A 21,613-nucleotide genomic window follows, 5' to 3' on the forward strand; every position below is an offset into this window, starting at 1 on the left:
CCAGCGCTCGACATACGTCGCGCTGGCCCTGACAGGTCTTCGGTGCGTCAGTCGCGGCGCCGGGCGACCCGGAGCGCCACGAGGACGGCCGCACCGGCCAGCACGACGACGCCCCCGGCGATGCCGAGCACGACGACCAGCTCGGAGGAGCCGTCGTCGTCCGCGGTGCCGGTGCTGGCGGCCTGGGCGTCGGAGCCGGCCGCCGGGGAGCCGCAGGGCGTCGCCTCGGCGGCCGGGGTGGCCGCCGCCGCACCGGCGGGCGGGTCGTAGGTGAACGCGAACTGCCCGCTGGTCGGGTGGCCGTCGGCGGACACGATGCGCCAGTCGACGGTGTACTCGCCCGCCGGGCCGAGCGTCACCGGCACGGACGCGGTGCGGTCCTGCGTGGTGGGGCACCCGCTCGCGTGCTCGGTGCCGTCGGCGTCGGTCACCGAGATGACGGTGCTCGACCCGTCGGCGGCCAGGTTGAGCACCGCCTCGTCGAACGTGATCTCGACGGACTCGGGCGCCTCGGTCACGGTCGAGCCCGACGTCGGCGTGGTGCCGACGACGACGTTGTGCGCGCTCGCGGGCCCGGCGAGCCCGACGGCGCCCGCGAGGGCGAGGCCGAGCGCGCCCGCGCCGGCGAGGAGCGCGCGGCGGGTCGTGCGGGGACGGCCGCGGGTCATCGCTGCTCCGTCCGGGCGCGGGTGCGGGCCAGGGCGGCGACGCCGGTCACGGCGCCCACGAGACCCAGCCCCAGGCCCGCCGCAGCGAGCGCGAGGGGCAGGGTGTCGCCGGACCCGTCATCGGCCTGCGCCGAGGCGTCGGACCCGGTCTCGGCCGAGGCCCCTGCCGCACTGCCGTGCGCGTCGTCACCGGTCGCCGGCACGACCTGCAGCACGGGGGCCGGGTGCTCGGGCTCGGCGTCGCCGGTGGCCTCCTGGTCCCACTCGACGACCTCGCCGTCGGAGTAGGTCTGCGTCGTCGGCAGCGTGATCGCGTCGACGCCGTCGGGCACGGCGCCCGCCGAGACGGAGAAGCGAAGGAACTCGCCGGGCGCGATGCCGGCGTCGGGGTCGTCGGCGGTCCACTCGACGCTCGCGGGCGCCTCCGTGAGGGTGGTGCCCTGGACGTCGACCGGCTCGGGCAGCTCGGCCCGCGTCACCTTCGCGCTCCACCCGGGGACGGGCTCCACGGACACGCTGGTGAACGGGGTGTCGCTCGGCAGCGTCACCTTCACGGCCGTGGTCGACGCCTCGGGCGACTCGTTGGGGACCTTGAAGGTGAGGGTGGCGTACGCGCCGGACTCGGCGGAGTCCGGTGTCACCGTCACGTGCGCGGACGCGGCTCCGGCGCCCAGCAGGAGGGCGGGGACGGCGAGGGCGGCCGCTCCGGCGAGCCGACGGGTGCGGCGCGTGCGGGCAGGGGTGGTCGTAGGCATGGCTGTCTGCTCCGGTGGTTCGAGGGTTCGTGGGACGGCGAGGGCCCGCCCCGTCCGACCTCGGACCAGGGCAGGGCTCAGGCGGCGCGCGCGAGGGCGCCGCGCCGCACCGGGGGCCCGCGCGGCGCCGGACGGCGGCGCGCGTGCCACGGCAGCGGACGCCAGACCGGTCCCGCGACGACGGGCCCGCGGCGGGCCACGGGCAGCGAGGCCGGCCCCCGCACCAGCAGCGCCACGTGCGCCAGGTGCGAGGCGACGTTCGCGGCGGCCCGGTCGCCCGCGGCGAGCAGCAGCGCGGTCAGGAGGACGGCGACGGCGTGCGCGGCGAGCATCCACGTCGTGGTGCCGCCGTCGGCGGCGTGCTCCAGGTGCACGGCGGTCCCGGTCGCGGGGACCAGCGAGCCGGGCCCGAGGTCGTGCCCGGCGTGGCCCGCGAGGGCCGGGACGGCTCCGCCCGCGCCCACCGTGCTCCCGGTGCCCCAGGGGTCGTCGTCGGCGCGGGCGGCGCCGAGCACCGACAGGGCGGAGTGCTGCACGAGCTGCAGCGCGACCATGGCGGGCAGCAGGCGGCGCAGCGTCAGGCGACGGCGGGCGGTCCAGACGGCGACGGGCGCCGAGAGCGCCAGCACGACCAGCCACGCGAGGGGTGCACCGGGCAGCGCGCCGCCGCCCAGGAGGTGGGCGGCGGCCGCGATGCTGAGCGTCGTGCCGGCGACGAGGAGCTCGCGCACACGACGGACGACCACGGGCACCCCGGCACCCTATCCCGCCGGGCGACACGCCTGGGAGGACCCGCCGCCGACCGCTGCGGCCGGTGGGCTACGGTGGCGCCGAACGACACGGGGTGCCTCCCGCCGTCGGCCCCGGCCGGCGACGAGACGCTGAGATCACACCCGTCGAACCTGATTCAGCTAGCACTGACGAAGGGATGTCGACATGAGCGTGCGCGCGCATCACGACAGCTCCGCCCTCCGGGGCACCACCGCTCCCGCGACCACCGCACCAACCCCCGCGCCCAGCAGGCCCCGGGTCCTGGCGATCGCCGGCTCCGACCCGTCGGGCGGCGCCGGGATCCAAGCGGACCTCAAGGCGATCGCCGCGGCCGGCGGGTACGGCATGGCCGCGCTCACTGCCCTCACGGCCCAGAACACGCGCGGCGTGCGGGGGGTGCACGTGCCGCCCGCGGAGTTCCTCACGGCCCAGCTCGACGCGCTCGCGGACGACATCGCCATCGACGCCGTCAAGATCGGGATGCTCGCGTCGGCGCCCGTCGCGCGGGCCGTCGGCGCGTGGCTCGACGGCCTGCCGGACGGCGGGCCGGTTCCGGACGGCGCGAACGGGGCCCGCCCGGCCGTCGTGCTCGACCCGGTCATGTTGGCCACCAGCGGCGACCGCCTGCTGGACCCGACGGCGGAGCGCGCCGTGCGGGACCTGCTCGCGCGGGTCGACGTCGTCACGCCCAACCTGCCCGAGCTCGCGGTCCTGGCCGGCGAGCCCCCCGCGCCCGACTGGCCCGCCGCGCTCGACCAGGCGCGCCGGCTCGCCGCCCGGCACGACGTGCTGGTCGTGGCCAAGGGCGGGCACCTGACGGGCGACGATGCCGAGGAGGGCGACCCCGGCGCGCCCGACGCCCTCGTCGGCCCGGACGGCACGCTGCTGGAGCTCGCCGGCGAGCGGGTCCGCACCACGGCGACGCACGGCACCGGCTGCTCCCTGTCGAGCGGGCTGGCCGCCCGGTACGCCCGCACGGGGGACTGGGCCGAGGCGCTGCGCGGCACGAAGGCGTGGCTGGCGGCGGCGATCCGGGCGGGGGAGGCGCTGCGCGTCGGCGGGGGGCACGGGCCGGTCGACCATCTCGCGGGGAGCACCCCGGCGGGCGCCGTCGATCCGGAGCCCCCGGCCGGGCGGGACGAGGCCGCCGCCGGGGCCGGCCGCGACGCCGTCGACGGGTGGTGGGCCGCCGCCGCCGGGGTGCGGGCCGCGATCGACGAGCTGTCGTTCGTGCGGGCCCTTGGCGACGGGACGCTCGGTACGGACCGGTTCCGCGACTACCTCGAGCAGGACGCGATCTACCTGCGCGAGTACTCGCGCGCGCTGGCCCGGGCCAGCCAGCTCGCGCCCACGCGCGCCGAGCAGGCCTTCTGGGCCGGCGGCGCGCACGGCGCCCTGGTCACCGAGCTCGACCTGCACACGACGTGGCTCGGCGGGGAGCCGACCGACGTGCCGACCAGCCCGACGACGGCCGCGTACCTCGACCACCTGCGCGCCGCCGGGGACGACTACGCGACCCTCGTGGCCGCGGTCCTGCCGTGCTACTGGATCTACCAGGACGTGGGCGAGCGGCTCGCGGCCCGCAACCACCCCGGACACCCGTACGCCGCCTGGCTCGGCACGTACGCCGACGACGAGTTCGCCGCGGCGACCCGCCAGGCCGTCGCCGTCCTGCGCCGCGTCGCCGGCGCCGCGGGGCCGGCCACCCGGGTGCGGATGGGCGCGGCCTTCCAGGGGGCGTGCGAGCACGAGCTCGCGTTCTTCGACCAGGCCGCCCGGCCCCGCGCGGTCGCGCTCGAGGGGGCCGTGGCGGGGTGAGCCCGGGCGCGGTGGCCTGAGCCCGGCCCTGCCGGAGCACCCGGGTCAGGCCGGCGCCATGCCTTCACCGCGCCTTCGCCCCAGGTCGGGCAAACGCTTGCCAAAAGGCGGTGACCGGGGCAAGCGTGTCGGTGGCGGGTGTCAGAATGGTGGTGATGCCCGACACAACGCGCGCTCCGCGCAGCAGCAGCCGAGGCGCCGCAGGCGCCGATCCCTCCCACAGTCCGAGGAGGAGCTCCGCCTCCTCCGCCCCGCGCTCGTCCGTCGCGCCCGGCACGCCGCCGGGCGGGCCGTCGGGGCCGCCCGGCGCACCCGGCCATCGCGCCCCGGCGGACCCCGTCGCCCCGGCGGACCCCGTCGCCCCGGCGGACCCCGTCGCCCCCGCGGGCTCCGAGCTCTCGACCCTCGCGTCGATCCGCCGGCTGTACCCCTACGTCAGGCCCGCGTTGCCGCGCATGGTCGGCGGCCTCTTCTCGGCTCTCGGCGCGAGCCTCGCCGCGCTGGCGATCCCGCGCGTGCTCCAGACCCTCGTCGAGGGCCCCCTCGCGGAGGGTGCCGCCGCCCACGACCTCGGCGCCCTGGTCGTGCCCGTCCTCCTCGTCCTCGTCCTGGGGGTCGCGGAGGCCGGGTTCGTCCTGCTGCGCCGCAACCTCGTCATGTACCCCGGCACGCGGGTCGAGGCCGAGCTGCGGATGGCGCTGTTCCGCCACCTGCAGGACCTGCCCGTCGCGTTCCACGACCGGTGGCCCGGCGGCCAGCTGCTGAGCCGGATCATGGGCGACCTCGGCCTGCTGCGGCGCTGGCTGGTCTTCGGCCTCCTGCAGCTCGTCGTCAGCATCGTGACGATCGTGGTCGGCGTGGGCATCCTGCTGGCCACCGCCGGCTGGCTCGGCCTCGTCTACCTCGCGGGCGCGATCCCGGTCACGGTCATCGCGTTCCGCTTCTCGCGGCGCTACCGCGTCATCGCGCGCCTGTCGCAGGACCAGTCGGGCGACCTCGCCACCACCGTCGAGGAGTCGGTGCACGGCATCCGCGTCCTCAAGGCGTTCGGCCGCGGTCGCGACGCGCTCGACTCGTTCACCGACCAGGCGGAGGAGCTCCGGCGCACGGAGATCCGCAAGGCGGGCAACCAGGCCACGGTCACCACGTCGCTGCAGCTCATCCCCGAGGTCACGCTGGCCGTCTGCCTGGTGCTCGGCACCGTGCTCGCCGCCCAGGGGCAGATCACCGTCGGCAGCCTCGTGGCGTTCTTCCTCACGACCGCCGTGATCAACGGCCCCGTGGTCGACCTCGGGATGACCCTGTCGATGACGCTCAACGCCCGCACCGCCGTCGACCGCTTCTTCGAGGTGATGGAGACCCCGAACCCCCTGGCCGACCCCGCGGACCCTGTGGAGACCGGCCCCGCGCGCGGCCACGTGGAGCTCCGCGACGTCACCTTCCGCTACGAGGACGCCGCACGCCCGGTCCTCGCCCACGTCGACCTCGAGCTGCCCGTCGGCACCACGACGGCGCTCGTCGGACTCACCGGGTCGGGCAAGTCCACCCTGGCGATGGTGGTGCCCCGCATCTTCGACGTCACGGGCGGCGAGGTGCTGCTCGACGGCGTGGACGTGCGCCGCATGCGGCGACACGACGTGCGGCGCGCGGTCGCGGTCGCCTTCGAGGACCCGACCCTGTTCTCCGCGTCCGTGCGCGACAACGTGCTCCTCGGCGTCCCGGAGGCCGGGCCCGACGCCGTCCCCGAGGCCGAGCGGGAGCGCCGGCTGCACGAGGCGCTCGAGGTGGCACAGGCCGGCTTCGTCGCGAACCTGCCGCAAGGCGTCGAGACGCGGATCGGCGAGGAGGGCCTGTCCCTGTCCGGCGGCCAGCGCCAGCGCCTCGCCCTCGCGCGCGCCATCGCGGCGCGGCCCGCGGTGCTCGTCCTCGACGACCCGCTGTCCGCGCTCGACGTCGCGACCGAGGAGGCCGTCACCACCCGGCTCCGGACCGTGCTGGACGGGACGACGAGCCTCGTCATCGCGCACCGGCCGTCCACCGTGGCGCTCGCGGACCGCGTCGCCGTGCTGCGGGACGGCCGGATCACGGCCGTCGGCACGCACCGCGACCTGCTCGCCAGCGACGCCCACTACCGGCACGTCATCTCCAGCCTGGAGCAGGACTGGGAGGAGAGCGCCGAGCACTCAGGCCGGGACGAGCCCGACCGCGCTCGGGCTGAGCAAGACGACGCCGACCCGGACCCGACCGAACAGGCCGGGTCCGAGCAGGCACAGTCCGAGCAGGCCCGGACCGGGCACGACGAGAAGGAGGTCCAGCCGTGAGCCGCCCCAGCACGCCGGAACCGTCCCAGCCCGCGACGTCCGGTCCGGACGACCGCCGTCGCCCCACCGACGCGACCGCGGACGACGCCACCCGGCTCGACGCCGCGGCCTCCCGGGACGTCAGGTCCCGGTCGCTGCGCCTGCTGGGCGAGCTGCTGCGGCCGCGCCGCGGCGCCCTCGCCCTCGCGGGCCTCCTGGTCGTGGTCTCGACGCTCGGCCAGGTGGCCGGCCCGTGGCTCGTGTCCCTCGCCATCGACTCCGCCGTGCCCGACCTCATGGACGGCGACGTCGGCACCCTCGTGCTGGTCGGCTCCGCCTACCTGGTCGCCGCGGTCGTCGGCGGGCTGTGCGCGGGCGCCTACGTGCGGCAGGCCGCGAAGATCGCGCAGGGCGTGCTGCTGGACCTGCGCCGCCGGGTCTTCCGGCACACCCAGCTGCTCAGCCTGGAGTTCCACGAGTCGTACACGTCCGGCCGCATCATCAGCCGGCAGACGTCCGACCTCGAGGCGCTGCGCGAGCTGCTCGACGGCGGGCTCACCGGCGTCGTGTCCTCGCTCATGCTGATGATCTTCACCGGGCTGAGCCTGTTCCTGCTCGACTGGCGGTCCGGCCTGGTGCTCGCCGTCGCCCTCGTCCCCGCATGGCTGCTCACCCGGTGGTTCCAGAAGCACTCGCAGGTGTTCTACCGCGAGCAGCGCACCACCTCCGCGCGGCTCATCGTGAAGTTCGTCGAGACGATGACCGGGATGCGCGCCGTCCAGGCGTTCCGCCGGGAGTCGACCACCGAGGCGGAGTACGGCGCGCTCAGCGAGCAGTACCGGGACGCCAACCTCAACACCATGGGGCTCAACGGCCGCTACCAGCCGGGGCTGGTGCTCATCGGCAACGTCGCGGTCGCGGTCGCGCTCGCGATCGGCGGCTGGCGGGTCTACTCCGGTGGGCTGGACGTCGGCGTGCTGGTGGCGTCCCTGCTGTACGTGAAGCGGTTCTTCCAGCCGATCCAGCAGCTCGGCAACTTCTACAACTCCTTCCAGTCCGCCACGGCGGCGCTGGAGAAGGTGTCCGGCCTGCTGGCCGAGGAGCCGACCGTCGTCGAGCCGCGCCGTCCCGTGGCGCTGCCGCACGCGCGCGGCGCCCTGCGGCTGGACCACGTCACCTTCCGGTACGGCGACGGCCCGGTCGTGCTGCCCGACCTCGACCTCACGCTCCCGGCGGGGCAGACGGTCGCGCTGGTCGGCACGACGGGAGCCGGCAAGTCCACGCTGGCCAAGCTCGTGACCCGGTTCTACGACGCGAGCGAGGGGCGCGTGCAGCTCGACGGCGTCGACGTGCGCGACCTGTCGACCACCGACCTGCGGCGCGCCGTCGTGATGGTGACGCAGGAGGCGTACCTGTTCAGCGGGTCCGTGCGGGAAAACATCGCGCTCGGCCGCCCCGGGGCCTCTCAGGAGGACATCGAGGCGGCCGCCCGGGCGGTCGGGGCGCACGAGTTCATCATGGACATGCCCGACGGCTACGACACCGACGTCAACAAGCGCGGCGGCCGCGTCTCGGCCGGGCAGCGGCAGCTGCTGTCGTTCGCGCGGGCGTTCCTCGCGGACCCGGCGGTGCTCGTGCTCGACGAGGCGACGTCGTCGCTGGACATCCCCGGCGAGCGGCTGGTGCAGCACGGCCTGCAGACGCTGCTGGCCGACCGGACGGCGATCATCATCGCCCACCGCCTGTCGACCGTCGCGATCGCCGACCGGGTGCTCGTCATGGAGCACGGGCGCGTGATCGAGGACGGCACGCCCGACGAGCTGGCGGCGGGGGACGGGCACTACGCGGCCCTCAACGCGGCCTGGCAGGACTCGCTGGTGTAGTCCTGGCTCCGTGGCTGGGGGCCGGGCCGGCCGAGAGGTCTTCGCGGGGACGCGTTCACGGGCGCCAGGGCGCCCTCCACTTCGGGAGGGATACGTCCCCGCGAAGAAACTCTCGGCCGACCCGTCGTCGTCTCCGCGGGGATATCGAGCCACAGGACGGGCCCCGGGCCGCAGTGTCACGGACCGCGTCGGCGTGACAGGAGGGCGAGGTCCACCGGGCCGACGATCGTCTCGAGCTCGTGCCGCACCCACCAGTCGCCCGTGCGGCGCCGCTCGTGGCGGGTGGTGAACCGGTAGCGGAACAGCCGTATCCGCACCCAGTGCGGACGCTCGCCGTCGAACGGGTCGCGCCGCAGCAGCCGCAGGGTGGCCGGGTCGGCCTCGAGAAGCCGCTGGCACAGCCGCGGGATCCAGGGGCCGGAGGCGCCGAGCGGCACGAACCAGAGCAACCAGTCGAGCCGCAGGTGGTACGGGGCGACCTGGGGCGGGCGCCGGTGCACGTCGCCGGGCTTGCCGCGGAAGTCGTACTCGCGCCAGTCGTCGGGGCCGGGCCGCTCGGCGAGCGTGCCCTCGACGATCACCTCGTCGCGGCGCCGCGTCACGCTGCCGAACGCCCCGTACGCGTTGACGAGGCGCAGCGGCTCGAAGCTCGCGTTCATTTTCTGGCGCCGCGACGCGAGGTTGATCGCCGGGCGCACGGACAGCGTGGCGAGCAGCAGGGCGACGAGCGAGGCGGTGACCAGGTAGCCGAGCGGCACGTCGGGCGGCGGCGTGGCCGGGGTCGTCCCGCCGACGGGTCCGATCAGGTCGCCGGGCAGGGCGCCCAGGAGGGCGCGCCACACGTCGTCGGACACCATGGCCGCGCCGAGCACGATCGCCGCCCAGTTGAGCCAGGCGAAGTTCCCGGTCAGCACCAGCCAGCCCTGGGTGAGGACGACGACGCCCCCGGCCACGCTGGGCAGCGGCTGCGGCAGCCACAGCAGCCAGGGCACCAGCAGCTGCGTCACGTGGTTGCCCACCACCTCCGTGCGGTGCCACCAGCGCGGCAGGTGGTGGGCGTGCCAGCTGAACGGGCCGGGCATCGGCTGCGTCTCGTGGTGGAAGTCGAGCGCGGTGAGGTTCCGCCACGCGGGGTCGCCGCGCCACTTGATGAGCCCCGCACCCAGCTCGAGGCGGAACAGCAGCCAGCGCGCGGCGAGCACGAGCAGGAACGGCACGGGCACGGCGGGGGAACCGAACCAGGCGGCGAGGAACGCCAGCTCGCACAGCAGGGTCTCCCAGCCGAACGCGTAGAACCGCTGGCCCACCGAGACGATCGACAGGTACGCCGCCCACAGCGCGAGCAGCACGAGCGTCGTGACCCACCACGGTCCGGTCTGCGGCAGCCCGGCGACGAGGGCCGCGGCGCCGGCGGCGCCCAGCCCGGCGACGACCACCAGCAGCCGGTCGGAGTAGCCCGCGTGGAAGAGCGAGGGCGCGGCGCGGAACGGGACGCGCGCGGTGAACGCCCGCACCGGGAGCAGACCCCGCTCGCCGAGCAGCGGCCGGAACTGCGCCAGCGCCTGCACGAACGCCAGGCACAGCAGCACCGCGACGCCTCGCTGCAGGATCTCGCGGGCGACGTCGTCGTCGGCGGTGGCCCACCACCCGTCGAGCCAGTTCGCGAGCCCGGTCGGCAGCCCGGGCGGCAGTGCCTCAGGGAGCTCTGTGCCCAGCCCGGCGGGCAGCCCGGCCAGGGGCTGCGCAGCCACGCCTCCACGCTAGTCGCGGGCGGCGTCGCCCGCCTCGACCAGCCGTTCGACGAGGGCGTGCGCCGCGGGAGTCGGGGCGCCCACCGTGAGGGCGAGCACCTGCCGCGTGGCGCCGGGCAGGTGCTGCGCCACGACCTCGGGGTTGCGGTGCGCGCGCAGCGCGAGGGAGGGCAGCAGGCTCACGCCCGCGCCGGAGGCGACGAGGGCCTGGACGGCCACGTAGTCGTCGGTCTCGAACGCGATCCGCGGCGCGAACCCGGCCGTCGCGCACCGGGCCACGAGGTCGGCCCGGCAGCGCTCGCAGCCGGCGATCCACGCGGCGTCGCGCAGCTCGGTGAGCGGGGGCGGGCCGTCGGCGCCCGGGGTCATGGCACCGGCCGTGACAGCGCCGACGTCGTCCGCCCGGCGGACCAGCGCGATGGGCTCGGAGTGCACCACCGTGGCCTCGAACCGCGAGAGGTCCATGACCGGGCGCGCGTGGCCCACGTCCGTGTGCCGGAAGACGAGGGCGACGTCGACGTCACCGGCCTGCAGCGCGGCGACCGCCTCGGGCGGCTCCGCCTCGACCAGCCCGACGCCGAGCCCCGGGTGCTCGGCCCGGAGCCCGGCCACCGCGGCGGGCACGAGCGTCGCCAGGGCGGACGGGAAGGCGGCGAGGCGGGCGCGCCCGGCCCGCAGCCCGGCGAGGGCGTCGAGCTCGCGGCGCGCGCCCTCGACCCGGCCCAGGATCTCCTCGGACCGCGCCGCGAGGAGCCGGCCCGCCTCGGTGAGGCGCACGCCGCGACCCGCCCGCTGCAGCAGGGGGAGCCCGACCTCGGCCTCGAGGCGCGCGAGGTGGTGGCTCACCGACGGCTGGGCGTAGTGCAGCTCGCGCGCGGCGGCGGTCACCGACCCGGTGCGCGCGACGGCGGCGAGCACGCGCAGCCGCGTCAGGTCGAGGTGGGGCGGGGGAGCGGGTTCGACGGACACGCCCGCCAGCCTACGGCCATGCATCGACGAGGTCTATGACGCCAAGTCAGAACAGGCATTGGACCTATCAGTCGCCCGCGGGCGATCCTGCTGTGATGACGACCTCGGTCCCGACACCCGCCCCGTCCGACGTGCCGGCGCCCCCGACGATGCGCGACGTGCTGGCCGCCGCCCGCCGGATCGACGGGCTCGTCGTGCGGACCCCCGCCGTCCGGCACCCGGAGCTCGTCCGCGCCGTCGCCGACGCGGGCGCGGCGGGCGCCGACCTGGTCGTCAAGCACGAGAACCTGCAGCACACCGGGGCGTTCAAGGTGCGCGGCGCCCTCAACCTGCTGCTCGGGTTCGACGACGACGCGCGCCGCCGCGGCATCGTCGCCTACTCCACGGGCAACCACGCGCAGGCCCTCGGGTACGCCGCCCGGCACACGGGCACCGCGTGCACGATCGTCATGCCGCACCACCCGAACCCGCTCAAGGAGCGCGCGGTGCGCGACCTCGGCGCCGACGTCGTGCTGCACGGCGAGACCTTCGACGACGCCCGCGAGGAGGCCGGGCGGATCGCCGCGGCGACCGGCGCCCGCCTCGTGGGCGCCGCCAACGAGCCGGTGCTCGTGGCCGGCGTCGCGACCGCCACCCTGGAGCTCCTGGAGCAGGCTCCGGACCTCGACGTCCTCGTGGTGCCCGTGGGCGGCGGCTCGGGCGCCGCGGCCGCGTGCCTCGTCGCGGGCGCGCTGGCGCCGGGGCTGAGGGTGGTCGCGGTGCAGGCGTCCGCCTCCCCGGCCGCGCACGACTCGTGGCGCACCGGCGAGCTGCGCACGGCCGCGAACACGACGCGCGCCGAGGGCCTCGCCGTCGGGTGCGGCTTCGCGCTCACCCAGGCCGTGCTGCGCGAGCGGCTCGCGGACTTCCTCCTCGTGGACGACGATGCCATCGCCGCCGCCCAGCGCGCCTACCTCACCGGCGCGCGCACCGTGGCCGAGGGCGCCGGGGCCGCCGCGCTGGCGGCGGTCCTCACGCATCCGGAGCAGTTCGCCGGGCGCCGCGTGGGCGTCGTGTGCTCCGGCGGCAACGCGAGCGAGACGGAGCTCCGCCGGGCGCTGGGCGCCTGAGTCCCGACGTCGGGGGCGCGTGGGCGCGCCGCGCCACGTCGGGTGAGGAGGCGGAGCCCGGGGATACCCTGCCGGGCATGGCCCGCTACTTCGACGTGCACCCGGTCGACCCGCAGCCCCGGGCGATCGGGCAGGTGGTCGCGATGCTGGGCGAGGGGGCGCTCATCGCCTACCCGACGGACTCCGGCTACGCCCTGGGCTGCCGGGTGGGCCAGCACGACGGCACCGAGCGGATCCGCCAGATCCGGCACCTCGACGCAGGCCACCACTTCACGCTCGTGTGCGCCGACTTCGCGCAGCTGGGGCAGCTCGTCCGCCTGGACAACACGGCGTTCCGCGCCATCAAGGCGGCCACGCCGGGGCCGTACACGTTCATCCTCCCGGCCACCGCGGAGGTGCCGCGCCGTCTGGCGCACCCCAAGAAGAAGACGATCGGCGTGCGCATCCCCGCCTCGCGGGTGGTGCAGGCGCTGCTGCGCGAGCTCGGCGAGCCGCTGCTGTCCTCGACGCTCATCCTGCCCGGTCAGGAGCAGCCGCTCACGGACGGCTGGCAGGTCAAGGAGGAGCTCGACCACGTGGTCGACGCCGTCGTCGACGGCGGCGAGGTGGTGCCCGAGCCCACGACCGTCGTCGACTGGTCCGAGGGGTATCCCGAGGTCGTGCGCGTGGGCGCGGGGGACCCGTCCCGCTTCGAGTAGAACCGGGACGGGTCCGGACAGGACCGGGACGGGTCCGCGGCGGGCCCGGACGCCGCGGACGCCGCCGCCCGGGCCCCGGCTAGGGTGCTGCCCATGAGCGACCGCGGACTTGCCCTGGCCCGAGAGAAGATGTCGGCGGAGGGCGTCGCCCCCGCCGCGATCGAGACCTTCACCCGCTTCTACCGGCTCCTCGAGTCCGGCGAGACGGGCCTTGTGCGCGAGGCCGACGTCGACCCTCTGGTCGACCTGCCGCGGCACGCCGACCTCGACGTCTCGGACACCGACGCCCAGGCCGCGCTGGCGCGGACGGCGATCATCAAGCTCAACGGCGGGCTCGGCACGTCGATGGGCATGGACAAGGCGAAGTCGCTGCTGACGGTGCGCGACGACGCGGGGGACGACGGCTCGCTCACCTTCCTCGACGTCATCGTCCGCCAGGTGCGCGCCGCCCGGGAGGCCACCGGCGCCCGGCTGCCGCTGGTGCTGATGAACTCCTTCCGCACCCGGGACGACACGCTCGCCGCGCTCGCCCCCTACGCCGACCTCGCCGTCGACGGGCTGCCGCTGGACTTCCTGCAGAACCGCGAGCCCAAGCTGCGCGTCGACGACCTCGAGCCCGTCGAGTGGCCGGCCGACCCGACGCTCGAGTGGTGCCCGCCGGGGCACGGCGACCTGTACCCGGCGCTGCACGCGTCGGGCGTCGTGCGGGCGCTCCTGGACGCCGGCTTCCGCTACGCGAGCGTCTCCAACTCCGACAACCTCGGCGCCGCCCCCGACGGCGCCATCGCCGCGTGGTTCGCCGCCTCGGGCGCGCCCTACGCCGCCGAGATGTGCCTCAAGTCGCCGGCCGACGTCAAGGGTGGCCAGCTCGTGGTCCGCAAGAGCGACGGGCGCATCGTGCAGCGCGAGACGGCGCAGACCCACCCGGACGACGTCGACGTGTCCCTGGACCCGTCCGTGCACCCGTACTTCCACACGAACAACCTCTGGTTCGACCTCGAGGCGCTGGCCGCCGAGCTCGACCGCACCGGCGGCGTCCTGGAGCTGCCCCTGATCCGCAACGAGAAGACCGTGGACCCCACGGACGCGTCGTCGCCGGAGGTCGTGCAGATCGAGTCCGCGATGGGCGCGGCCGTGGCCGTCTTCGAGGGCGCGACGGCGATCGAGGTGGGTCGCGAGCGGTTCCTGCCGGTGAAGACCACCAGCGACCTGCTGCTCATGCGCTCGGACGTCTACGAGCTCACCGACGACTACCGGCTGGTCGCGCAGGTCGCCGCGCCCCTGGTGAAGCTGTCCACGACCTACAAGACGATCTCCCGGTTCGACGAGCGGTTCGCCGCGGGCGCGCCGTCGCTGCGCGCCGCGTCGTCGCTCACCGTCGAGGGCGACTGGACGTTCGGCGCGGGCGTGCGCGCCGAGGGCGACGCCGCCCTGGCCGACGCCGGCGAGCCCGCGACCGTGCCCGCCGGCGCCACCGTCACCGCGGACGGCGTCCAGCCCTGACGCCGAGATGCTGTGAGCGGGAGACACGCCCTCGACACGCCGTGTCGACGGGCCAGAATCCCGCTCACAACGCTAGGCGGGGAGATCGACGACCCGGTCGGCGCCGGCGACGGGCGTGAGCGTGCCGGCCGAGGCGGCGGCGAGGTCGTCGCGCAGGCGGGGGAGCGCGGCCGGCGGCACGAGCAGCGCGAGGCGGGCGACGGCGGCGTACGTCGGCTCCTCGAGGGCGGCGTCGTGCGCCTGCGCCCAGTCGCGCAGCAGGTGGTCGACCCGGCCGGCGTCGGCGTGCGGCACGTCGACGGTGACCTCGGTGAGCACCTCCCGGCGGCGCAGGACCCCGTCGGCGGCGGCGACGTCGAGCGCCTCGGCGACCGCTCCGGAGTAGGCCCGCACCAGCCCGCCCGCGCCGAGCAGCACCCCGCCGAAGTACCGGGTCACGACCGCGACGACGTCCGTGAGCTGCCGGCGGCGCAGCACCTCGAGCATGGGCACGCCGGCCGTGCCGGAGGGCTCCCCGTCGTCGGAGGAGCGCTGCTGGTCGGCGTGCGTGCCGACGACGAGGGCGACGCAGTGGTGCCGCGCGTCCCAGATCTCCTTGCGCAGGCGAGCGACGACGGCGTCGGCCTCCTCGACGGTGCGGGCGGGGGCCAGGTGCGCGAGGAACCGGGACTTCTTGACGACCAGCTCGTGGTCGACGGGGGCGGCGAGCGTCCCGGGGAGCGGCGCGGGGGCGGGGCGGTCGGGGCGGCTCACCCGGACGAGGCTACGTCGTCGCGCGACACGCCGATGACCTCCCGATAAAAAGTGTGCCAAGCGCCAGGATGGACCCATGACGCCCGACCCGGGGGAGATCCCCGAGACCCTGACCTCGGCCGACGCCCCCGCAGGGGAGACCACGACCGCGGCGGCGCGGTACCCGCGCCCCACCGTGACGCTGGACGAGGCCGAGTGGGTGTGGCGGGAGCTGTCGGTGGAGGCGCTGCGCCCCGGCGGCAAGCCCGAGGTGGTGCGCCTGGCGGTGATCGCGGGCCTCACGAGGGCGACGGGCGCGCGGTACGGGGACCTGCTGCGCGTGCGCGCCGAGGACCTCGACCTCGGCCCGGACCCGGCGGCGGCGAGTCGGCGCGGGCGGGTGGGCGGCGCCCGCGAGCCGGGGGAGGGGAGGGTCGTGCTGCGGCACGGCAAGCACCGCACCGTCCGGGAGCACCGCCTGCCGCCGGAGGTGGTTCTCCTCCTGCGGCACTGGATGGTCGTGCGGACGGAGCTCGCCGCCGAGCTGGAGGGGTCGGTGCCGCGGGCGCTGCTGCTCACCGTGCACCACACGCACGACAACGGCACCACCGTCTCGAGCGGGCTGCCGATCACCCGGCAGGGGCTGGTGCTGTCGTGGCGGCGCTTCGTGCACCGGACGAACGCGCGGTACGGGGCGGTGCGGGCGCCGCTGCCCACCCGGTTCGAGCAGGTGCGCCGGGCCTGGGTGGACGCGGGCGTGCCCGACCTCGGCCGGGACCTCGCGCCTTCCGGAGAAGTCTCGTCAGAGAATAAATAGTGTGCCAAGCACCCTGAGTCACCGACGCGACCCAGGCACGCAACTGACCAAAGGCACGGACCGGCGGGTCGCGCCGTGGCAGGCCGACGGACGCCCGGGGAGGCGGGCGGAGTCGTCGTCCCTCGGGAGGCGACGTCAGGCGGTGGCGATGCCGAGCAGCGGGCCGTCGGGGGAGTGCGACGGCAGCTCGTGGAACCCGTACCGGTCGTAGAACGCGCGGGCGCGGGTGTTGGCGGGGTCCATGCCGAGGTGGACGCCGGGCACCCCGCGCGCGGCGAGCGCGGAGCGCAGCGTGTCCAGCAGTGCGCGCCCCAGGCCCTGTCCCTGGCTCTCGGGCAGCAGGTCGATGTGCAGGTGCGCCGGGTACGCGTCGAGCTCGTCGGCGGTGAGCCCCCGCACCATGCGGTCGCCGTCCCTGCCGGCGTCCAGGAGCGCGGCCTCGGGGAAGCCCGGCTCCCGGCCCGTGGGCGACGCGCCCGGCTCCGGGTGCCGCGCCGCGAACGCCGGCCCCCAGGAGCGTCCCCACCAGGAGGCGAACTCCCGCGTGTCGGCGACGCCGATGACATAGCCCGTCAGGCGGCCGTCCTCGACGCGCAGCACGGCGTCGGCAGGGTCGGCAGGGTCGGCAGGGTCGGTGGTGCTCGCGGCGTCGAGCCCGTCGTCGGGGCGGACGACGACGAACGCCAGGTCGGGCGAGTGGTCGACGTACGGCAGGGCGAAGACCTCGGGCATGAGCAGGTCGTCGGAGTACAGTCCGCGGGCGTCGCCGCCGCCCGCGGCGGTGCGGACGCAGACCTCGGCGACGGCGGCCCGGTCGGACGGGCGGTAGCGGCGGATCACGGGCACATCATGCCGGAGGGGCGCCGCCGGGCGGCAGCCCCGACGACGCCCCTCGTCCGCCCGCGGTGCGGCGCGGCCTACCCGGCGCGGCCTAACCGGCGCGGCCTAACCGGCGCGGCCTACCCGGCGCGGACTACCCGGTGCGGATTACTTCTTGCGGGACCGGCTCGTGCCGGCGGCCGCGCCGGCCTTGCGGGCGGCGCCCTTCTCGGTGGTGGCACCCTCGGTGGACAGGTCGCCGCCGGCGCTCTCGAGGTGGGCGCGGACGAACCAGTGGAACAGCTCGAGCTCGTGCAGGTGGCCGATGAGGAGGTCGTTGGTCACGTCGTCGAGCTTCTCGGTGTCCTTCGCCGCTTTTCGGTGCGCGGTGATGACGCCCTCGTAGACCTCGTCGAGCGCGCCGAGGTGCTCGATCGCCGAGGCCCGGCGCAGGCCGTAGTCGTCCCAGGTCCGCGCCGCGACGAGGGCCCCCGGGGTGCCGACGGGGGATACGCCCAGGGTCGCGATCCGCTCGGCGATCGCATCGGTCATGGCGCGGACGGCGTCGACCTGGGGGTCGATCATCTCGTGCACGGCGATGAAGTGCGGCCCCACCACGTTCCAGTGCACGTGCTTGAGCGTGAGGTGCAGGTCCGTCAACGAGTTGAGGCGCTCCTGCAGGATGGCCGCCACCTTGGCGCCCTGGGCGGGGGTGAGGGAGGGAACGGTGTAGCGGGGGCTGTCGGCCATCGGGGAGTCTCCGTCCTCGTCGGTGCTGCGCGCTGCGGTCTCAGGGCGCCTGGCCATCGTCGGCCCGCACGACGGTCCACGCGAGCGCAGCCAGGGCGGCCACGCCCAGGGCGACGAGCCAGCCGACGGGGTGCCCGGCGAGCGCCCAGGCGGCGGCGCCGAGGACGAGCGTCACCCCCACGACCACGCCGTCGCGCGTCAGGGTGCGGCGCAGGGCGGCGAGCTCCACCTGGTCGGCTCCGGACAGGTGGTGGGCCCACCAGCCGAGCCTGGTCACGACGTACCCGAGGGGCGCGAGCCACAGCGTCGCGGGGTCGAAGGGGGCCCGGACGGACCCGAGGAGCAGGAGGGCGGCGGCGACGAGGGCGACGTGGGCCGGCGCGGGCCCGGGGCGCACGGCGGCCCAGACCGTCAGGACGACGGCGAGGACGGCGTAGAGCTCGGTGAGGACGGTGGTGCGGGCACCGGCCGCCAGGACGAGCACGAGGACGACGACGGGGAACGCGGCGCGCAGCGTCCATCCCGGGAGGCGGCGACCGGTCTCGACGCCGACGGCGGGCAGCGGCCGGCCCGTGGGCTGGCGGGACCGCCACCAGGCGCGGACGCGGGCGGGCAGGCCGGTCATCGGGCGCCCGTCCCGGCGTGGTGCCGCTCGGCGGCGCGGACCAGGGCCTCGAGCCGGAGCGGGGCCTCGTGGCGGGCCTCGCCGGCCCAGCGCACGACGGGCACCCCCTCCGCGGCGGCGCGCCGCAGGCGGTCGTCGCGCTCGGCACGCGTCACGCGCCAGGCGAGGCGCATGTGCTCCTCCCGGGCGCCGCGGACGTCGGGCAGGGTGTCGACGAGGACGACGGGGTGACCAGTGGCGCGCCAGGCGCGCAGCAGCTCGACGGGCTCGTCGTCGAGGACGGTGCTGAACAGGTACACGATCGCGTCGGCGGGGACCTGCGGGGCGCGCAGGCGGCGCTCGGGGGTGCCGCTGGGGCTGGCGAGCGCGAGGGCGTGCAGCACGCGGCGCAGGTGGCGGCGGCCGGCGGCGGGCGGCAGGGGGCGCCGTCGGCGGCCGAGGTCGTCCACGCCGACGCGGTCGCCGGCGGTGACGAGGGCGGCGGCCACGGAGGCGGCGGCGTGGCGGGCGAGGTCGAGGGACGTGGGCTCGTCGACGCGCTGGGGGCCGGTGCCACGCCAGGTGCGCAGGTCGGGCCCGACCTCGTCGCGGGAGTCGACGACGAGGACGGCGGTCGCCTCGGCGGTGGCGTAGGTGCGCCGCACGTACAGCGTCTCGAGGTCGGGGGACCGTCGGGCGGTGGTGCGCCAGTCGATCCGCCGGAGCCGGTCGCCGGGGGTGAACGGGTGCACGTCGCGCAGCTCGTTCCCGTCGCCGAGGCGGCGGGAGGTGTGCGGACCGGTGAGGCCCCGCAGCCGGCGGGGCACGGGGACGCGGCCCAGCGGCATGGCCGTGGGCAGCACGAGCCGGTCCGGAGCGGTGGCGGCGACCGGGTCCTCGGCGGTGGTGCCGCCGGCGCCGTGGCCGCGCGCGTCGACGTGGAACGTGCGCTGGGGCCCGGTCCGGACGGTGCTGAGGGTGAGGGCGAGCTCGCGGGTGGTCGCGGCGACGACGACGCCGGTGACACGGTGCCCGGGTGCGAAGACGCGCGCGTGCACGAGCTCTGCGCCGTCGGGCGGGTCGATGCGGAGGGTGGCGCGCAGCTCACCGGGGGCGGCGGGGCCGCCGTCCGGCTCGACCATCAGGGTGGTGCTCCGCCGCGGGGTGGTGGCGCGCCAGGCGCCGGGCCGCCCCGCCCAGAGGGCGCCGAGCAGCGGGGCGACGCCGAGGAGGGCGACGTCGGCCCGGCCGGCGAGCAGGCCCAGGCCGAGGACGAGCACCCCGGCGCCGACGCCGGCCGCCGCCTGCGGGCTGCGCCGCCACACGGCGGCGGTCACCCTTCCCGGCCCACGGTGGCCGGCCCGGGCACCGAGGACAGCAGCTCGGACACGACGTCCTCGGCGCGGACCGCGGACGCCCATGCGGTCGGGGTGAGGGTGAGGCGGTGCGCCAGGACCGGGACGGCGACCCGCTTGACGTCCTCGGGCAGCACGAAGTCGCGGCCGTCGAGCACGGCCACCGCGCGGGCGAGCAGGAGCAGGTTCTGGGAGCCGCGCGGGGACGCCCCGACCTCGAGCGCGCCGTGCCGGCGGGTGGCGGCCGCGAGGTCGACGCAGTACCCGGCCACGTCGTCGTCGACCGCGGTGGTCTCGACGCCGGCCTGCATGGCGAGGACGGTGGCGGCGTCGACGACGGGGCGCACGGGCGCGGCCTCCTGGCGGCGGGCGACCCGCCGCAGCAGCACGTCCCGCTCCTGCTCGCGGTCGGGGTAGCCGACGGCGAGCCGCACCATGAACCGGTCGAGCTGGGCCTCGGGCAGGGGGTAGGTGCCCTCGTACTCCACGGGGTTGGAGGTCGCCATGACGTGGAACGGCCGCGGCAGGGGCCGGCTGGCGCCGTCGACGGAGACCTGGCGCTCGGCCATCGCCTCGAGGAGCGCCGACTGCGTCTTGGGCGGGGTGCGGTTGATCTCGTCGGCGAGGAACAGACCGGTGAACACGGGGCCCGGCCGGAAGACGAACTCGCGCGAGGACGGGTCGAACACCGACGAGCCCGTGATGTCGCTGGGCAGCAGGTCGGGCGTGCACTGCAGGCGGGCGAAGTCGAGGCCGAGGGCGGTGGCCAGGGAGCGCGCGGCGAGCGTCTTGCCGAGGCCGGGCACGTCCTCGAAGAGCACGTGCCCGCCCGCGAGCACGGTGGCGAGGGCGAGCTCCAGGGTGTCGCGCATCCCGACGACGGCGGTGCCGACCTCGTCCAGGACCCGGCGCCCGAGGGCGGCCACCTCGGCGACGGGCAGGGGGCGGGTGGCGGGTGGCTCGACGGTCATGGGCGGGGCCTTCCTGCAGTGCTGGCGGACGGTGGGGTCGGGGTGGCAGTACGCGGGGCGGGGGCCGGGCCGCCGGAGCGCGCGGGGGCGTCGAGCGCCTCGATCGCGTCGAGCCAGCGGTGCACCTCGGCGCGGGTGACCTGGCGGCGGGCGGTGACCCCTGCGACGACGTCGGCCCCGAGGAGCCGCTCGGCGGCCTCCCGCCCGCCGGGGGCGGCGAGGTCCACGCCGTCGGCGCCGAGGCGCGCGACGGCGAGCTCCCGCACGCGGCGCAGCACCCGGTCCCCGACCGCGCCGCTGCGGGTGAAGGTCGCCCACCCGAGCTCGCTGACGTCGTTGCGGGCGCCCTCGCGACGGTTCTCGGGCGGGTCGGGCCACGGCACCTCGGTGCCGTCGTCGAGCCGCCGCCACAGCACGCCCGCGGTCACGGCGACGACCACCAGGAGCGCCGCGTGGAGCAGGTCGAGCAGGCCCGTGGCGGCGAGGACGCCGATCGCCGCGAGCGCCGGGAGGGCGACGGTGAGCAGGGCGCGGCGGGTCATGCGCCGGGGTCCGTGGGGGTGGGGTGCGCGGCGGGGCCGGGGTGCACGGTGCGGGCGGGGCCGAGGGCGCGGGCGATGCGGGACAGGGCGGTGCGGGCGTCGTGGACGGCGGCGTCGTCGACGGGCCGGTCGGTGAAGCGGGCGCGCTGGTACAGGCGGCGCAGCGTGTCGACGTCGGACGCGGGGACGGTGCGTCCGTCGTGGCGCTGGACGGTGAGGAGGCGCGCGGTGAACTCGGTGGCGGTCTGGGCGGGGTCGCGGGTGGTGCCGTGCTCGGCGGCGACGTCCTCGAGGGCGACCCAGGCGGCGACGACGGCGTCGTGGGGCGTGGCGGCGGAGTCGACGCGGGCGAGGGCGGCGTCGACGGCGTCCTGCAGCTGGGGGAGGGAGAGCTCGGTGGGGGTGCCGGCCGTGGCGGCGCCGGGGGCGAGGGGGTCGGGCTCGTCGTCGTCCTCCGGGTCGGCGAGGGCGCGCAGGACGCGGCGGGCGAGCATCACGACGAGGGCGACGAGGAGGATCGCGCCGGCGACGGAGAGGGCGACCACGATCCAGGTGATGAGGTCGTAGGAGGGCTCGGGACGGTCGGCGGGAACGAGGTCGCCGGGCCGCAGGTCGCGGACGGGGTCGCTGGCGGTGGGTGCGGGCAGGACCACGTCGGGGACGCGGGCACGCCAGGGGGTGGCGGTGGCGGCGCCGAGGACGACGAGGGCGGCGAGGATCGCGACCGCGAGCGGCGCGAGGGCGGCGCGGGTGGCCCTGCGGGGTGGCCTCGTCGGTGGGGCTGCCATGCGAGGAACG

General features: G+C 76.5%; 20 protein-coding genes and 1 riboswitch. Of the genes, 7 read left to right on the plus strand and 13 right to left on the minus strand.

Annotated elements, in window-relative coordinates:
* Positions 1–47: 47 nt before the first annotated feature.
* The 3 genes from ACFWDO_RS07980 to ACFWDO_RS07990 all read right to left on the minus strand — a co-directional run bounded on the left by ACFWDO_RS07980 (position 48) and on the right by ACFWDO_RS07990 (position 2,175).
* Positions 48–668 carry a copper resistance protein CopC gene (locus tag ACFWDO_RS07980; RefSeq protein ID WP_380316297.1) on the minus strand — a complete coding sequence of 207 codons (621 nt, stop codon included), beginning with the start codon at positions 666–668 and terminating at the stop codon, positions 48–50.
* Positions 665–1,423: a YcnI family protein gene (locus ACFWDO_RS07985; protein WP_380316300.1), complete on the minus strand. Its 759-nt coding sequence runs from the start codon at positions 1,421–1,423 to the stop codon at positions 665–667. Before ACFWDO_RS07985 ends, ACFWDO_RS07980 begins: the two co-directional genes overlap by 4 nt.
* Before the next feature lie 77 nt (positions 1,424–1,500).
* Positions 1,501–2,175: a hypothetical protein gene (locus tag ACFWDO_RS07990; protein WP_380316303.1), complete on the minus strand. Its 675-nt coding sequence runs from the start codon at positions 2,173–2,175 to the stop codon at positions 1,501–1,503.
* A gap of 78 nt (positions 2,176–2,253) precedes the next feature.
* A riboswitch (TPP riboswitch) is annotated at positions 2,254–2,369 on the plus strand.
* Between ACFWDO_RS07990 and ACFWDO_RS07995 the strand changes: the two genes are divergently transcribed.
* From ACFWDO_RS07995 to ACFWDO_RS08005, 3 genes are all read left to right on the plus strand, one after another.
* Positions 2,360–4,012 carry a bifunctional hydroxymethylpyrimidine kinase/phosphomethylpyrimidine kinase gene (locus ACFWDO_RS07995; protein WP_380316306.1) on the plus strand — a complete coding sequence of 551 codons (1,653 nt, stop codon included), beginning with the start codon at positions 2,360–2,362 and terminating at the stop codon, positions 4,010–4,012. It overlaps the preceding riboswitch by 10 nt.
* Positions 4,013–4,467: 455 nt before the next feature.
* A complete protein-coding gene (locus tag ACFWDO_RS08000; protein WP_380316373.1) occupies positions 4,468–6,333 on the plus strand; it encodes an ABC transporter ATP-binding protein in 1,866 nt (621 codons plus the stop codon).
* On the plus strand, positions 6,330–8,195 hold the full coding sequence (locus ACFWDO_RS08005) for an ABC transporter ATP-binding protein (protein ID WP_380316309.1): 1,866 nt from the start codon (positions 6,330–6,332) through the stop codon (positions 8,193–8,195). Before ACFWDO_RS08000 ends, ACFWDO_RS08005 begins: the two co-directional genes overlap by 4 nt.
* Positions 8,196–8,371: 176 nt before the next feature.
* Here ACFWDO_RS08005 and ACFWDO_RS08010 read toward each other — a convergent pair whose 3' ends face one another.
* Together ACFWDO_RS08010 and ACFWDO_RS08015 are read right to left on the minus strand one after the other, a co-directional pair.
* The gene (locus tag ACFWDO_RS08010) at positions 8,372–9,874 is read right to left on the minus strand and encodes a lipase maturation factor family protein (protein ID WP_380316376.1); all 1,503 of its coding nucleotides are present in this window, start codon (positions 9,872–9,874) and stop codon (positions 8,372–8,374) included.
* A gap of 81 nt (positions 9,875–9,955) precedes the next feature.
* Entirely contained in the window at positions 9,956–10,915 is a 960-nt protein-coding gene (locus ACFWDO_RS08015) for a LysR family transcriptional regulator (protein WP_380316312.1), read from the minus strand.
* 95 nt (positions 10,916–11,010) lie between these two features.
* On the opposite strand from ACFWDO_RS08015, the gene ACFWDO_RS08020 reads away from it, so the two are divergent.
* The 3 genes from ACFWDO_RS08020 (at position 11,011) to ACFWDO_RS08030 (ending at position 14,225) form a co-directional block, all read left to right on the plus strand.
* Complete coding sequence (locus ACFWDO_RS08020; protein WP_380316315.1) at positions 11,011–12,024, plus strand: threonine/serine dehydratase; 1,014 nt, start codon at positions 11,011–11,013, stop codon at positions 12,022–12,024.
* A gap of 77 nt (positions 12,025–12,101) precedes the next feature.
* Entirely contained in the window at positions 12,102–12,722 is a 621-nt protein-coding gene (locus tag ACFWDO_RS08025) for an L-threonylcarbamoyladenylate synthase (RefSeq protein WP_380316318.1), read from the plus strand.
* A gap of 93 nt (positions 12,723–12,815) precedes the next feature.
* Positions 12,816–14,225 carry a UTP--glucose-1-phosphate uridylyltransferase gene (locus ACFWDO_RS08030; protein WP_380316321.1) on the plus strand — a complete coding sequence of 470 codons (1,410 nt, stop codon included), beginning with the start codon at positions 12,816–12,818 and terminating at the stop codon, positions 14,223–14,225.
* 72 nt (positions 14,226–14,297) lie between these two features.
* On the opposite strand, the gene ACFWDO_RS08035 is transcribed toward ACFWDO_RS08030, so the two are convergent.
* The gene (locus tag ACFWDO_RS08035; RefSeq protein WP_380316324.1) at positions 14,298–14,978 is read right to left on the minus strand and encodes an IMPACT family protein; all 681 of its coding nucleotides are present in this window, start codon (positions 14,976–14,978) and stop codon (positions 14,298–14,300) included.
* Between the two features lie 76 nt (positions 14,979–15,054).
* Here ACFWDO_RS08035 and ACFWDO_RS08040 point away from each other — a divergent pair, with 76 nt between their 5' ends.
* Positions 15,055–15,774 carry a hypothetical protein gene (locus ACFWDO_RS08040; protein ID WP_380316327.1) on the plus strand — a complete coding sequence of 240 codons (720 nt, stop codon included), beginning with the start codon at positions 15,055–15,057 and terminating at the stop codon, positions 15,772–15,774.
* A gap of 135 nt (positions 15,775–15,909) precedes the next feature.
* Here the strand turns inward: ACFWDO_RS08040 and ACFWDO_RS08045 are convergent, their stop codons facing one another.
* From ACFWDO_RS08045 to ACFWDO_RS08075, 7 genes are all read right to left on the minus strand, one after another.
* Positions 15,910–16,614, minus strand: a complete 705-nt coding sequence (locus tag ACFWDO_RS08045; RefSeq protein WP_380316330.1) for a GNAT family N-acetyltransferase — start codon at positions 16,612–16,614, stop codon at positions 15,910–15,912.
* Positions 16,615–16,761: 147 nt separating this feature from the next.
* Positions 16,762–17,343: a Dps family protein gene (locus ACFWDO_RS08050; protein ID WP_380316333.1), complete on the minus strand. Its 582-nt coding sequence runs from the start codon at positions 17,341–17,343 to the stop codon at positions 16,762–16,764.
* A gap of 40 nt (positions 17,344–17,383) precedes the next feature.
* Complete coding sequence (locus tag ACFWDO_RS08055) at positions 17,384–17,968, minus strand: hypothetical protein (RefSeq protein WP_380316336.1); 585 nt, start codon at positions 17,966–17,968, stop codon at positions 17,384–17,386.
* Positions 17,965–19,284, minus strand: coding sequence for a DUF58 domain-containing protein (locus ACFWDO_RS08060; protein ID WP_380316339.1), 1,320 nt, complete (start codon positions 19,282–19,284; stop codon positions 17,965–17,967). Before ACFWDO_RS08060 ends, ACFWDO_RS08055 begins: the two co-directional genes overlap by 4 nt.
* Positions 19,281–20,273: an AAA family ATPase gene (locus ACFWDO_RS08065; protein ID WP_380316341.1), complete on the minus strand. Its 993-nt coding sequence runs from the start codon at positions 20,271–20,273 to the stop codon at positions 19,281–19,283. Before ACFWDO_RS08065 ends, ACFWDO_RS08060 begins: the two co-directional genes overlap by 4 nt.
* The gene (locus ACFWDO_RS08070; protein ID WP_380316344.1) at positions 20,270–20,815 is read right to left on the minus strand and encodes a hypothetical protein; all 546 of its coding nucleotides are present in this window, start codon (positions 20,813–20,815) and stop codon (positions 20,270–20,272) included. The genes ACFWDO_RS08065 and ACFWDO_RS08070 overlap by 4 nt, the downstream gene beginning before the upstream one ends.
* The gene (locus ACFWDO_RS08075) at positions 20,812–21,603 is read right to left on the minus strand and encodes a DUF4129 domain-containing protein (protein ID WP_380316346.1); all 792 of its coding nucleotides are present in this window, start codon (positions 21,601–21,603) and stop codon (positions 20,812–20,814) included. Before ACFWDO_RS08075 ends, ACFWDO_RS08070 begins: the two co-directional genes overlap by 4 nt.
* Positions 21,604–21,613 lie beyond the last annotated feature (10 nt).

The sequence above is a fragment of the Isoptericola sp. NPDC060185 genome (assembly GCF_042728595.1).
Classification (GTDB): Bacteria; Actinomycetota; Actinomycetes; order Actinomycetales; family Cellulomonadaceae; genus Isoptericola.

Bases quoted from the DNA above. Each gene is read 5' to 3' on its own strand.
- ACFWDO_RS07985 (WP_380316300.1), bottom strand. From the start codon at position 1,423: ATGCCTACGACCACCCCTGCCCGCACGCGCCGCACCCGTCGGCTCGCC.
- ACFWDO_RS08050 (WP_380316333.1), bottom strand. From the start codon at position 17,343: ATGGCCGACAGCCCCCGCTACACCGTTCCCTCCCTCACCCCCGCCCAG.
- ACFWDO_RS08055 (WP_380316336.1), bottom strand. From the start codon at position 17,968: ATGACCGGCCTGCCCGCCCGCGTCCGCGCCTGGTGGCGGTCCCGCCAG.
- ACFWDO_RS08025 (WP_380316318.1), top strand. From the start codon at position 12,102: ATGGCCCGCTACTTCGACGTGCACCCGGTCGACCCGCAGCCCCGGGCG.
- ACFWDO_RS08030 (WP_380316321.1), top strand. From the start codon at position 12,816: ATGAGCGACCGCGGACTTGCCCTGGCCCGAGAGAAGATGTCGGCGGAG.
- ACFWDO_RS08065 (WP_380316341.1), bottom strand. From the start codon at position 20,273: ATGACCGTCGAGCCACCCGCCACCCGCCCCCTGCCCGTCGCCGAGGTG.
- ACFWDO_RS08000 (WP_380316373.1), top strand. From the start codon at position 4,468: ATGGTCGGCGGCCTCTTCTCGGCTCTCGGCGCGAGCCTCGCCGCGCTG.
- ACFWDO_RS07995 (WP_380316306.1), top strand. From the start codon at position 2,360: ATGAGCGTGCGCGCGCATCACGACAGCTCCGCCCTCCGGGGCACCACC.
- ACFWDO_RS08070 (WP_380316344.1), bottom strand. From the start codon at position 20,815: ATGACCCGCCGCGCCCTGCTCACCGTCGCCCTCCCGGCGCTCGCGGCG.
- ACFWDO_RS08075 (WP_380316346.1), bottom strand. From the start codon at position 21,603: ATGGCAGCCCCACCGACGAGGCCACCCCGCAGGGCCACCCGCGCCGCC.
- ACFWDO_RS08040 (WP_380316327.1), top strand. From the start codon at position 15,055: ATGACGCCCGACCCGGGGGAGATCCCCGAGACCCTGACCTCGGCCGAC.
- ACFWDO_RS07980 (WP_380316297.1), bottom strand. From the start codon at position 668: ATGACCCGCGGCCGTCCCCGCACGACCCGCCGCGCGCTCCTCGCCGGC.
- ACFWDO_RS08020 (WP_380316315.1), top strand. From the start codon at position 11,011: ATGACGACCTCGGTCCCGACACCCGCCCCGTCCGACGTGCCGGCGCCC.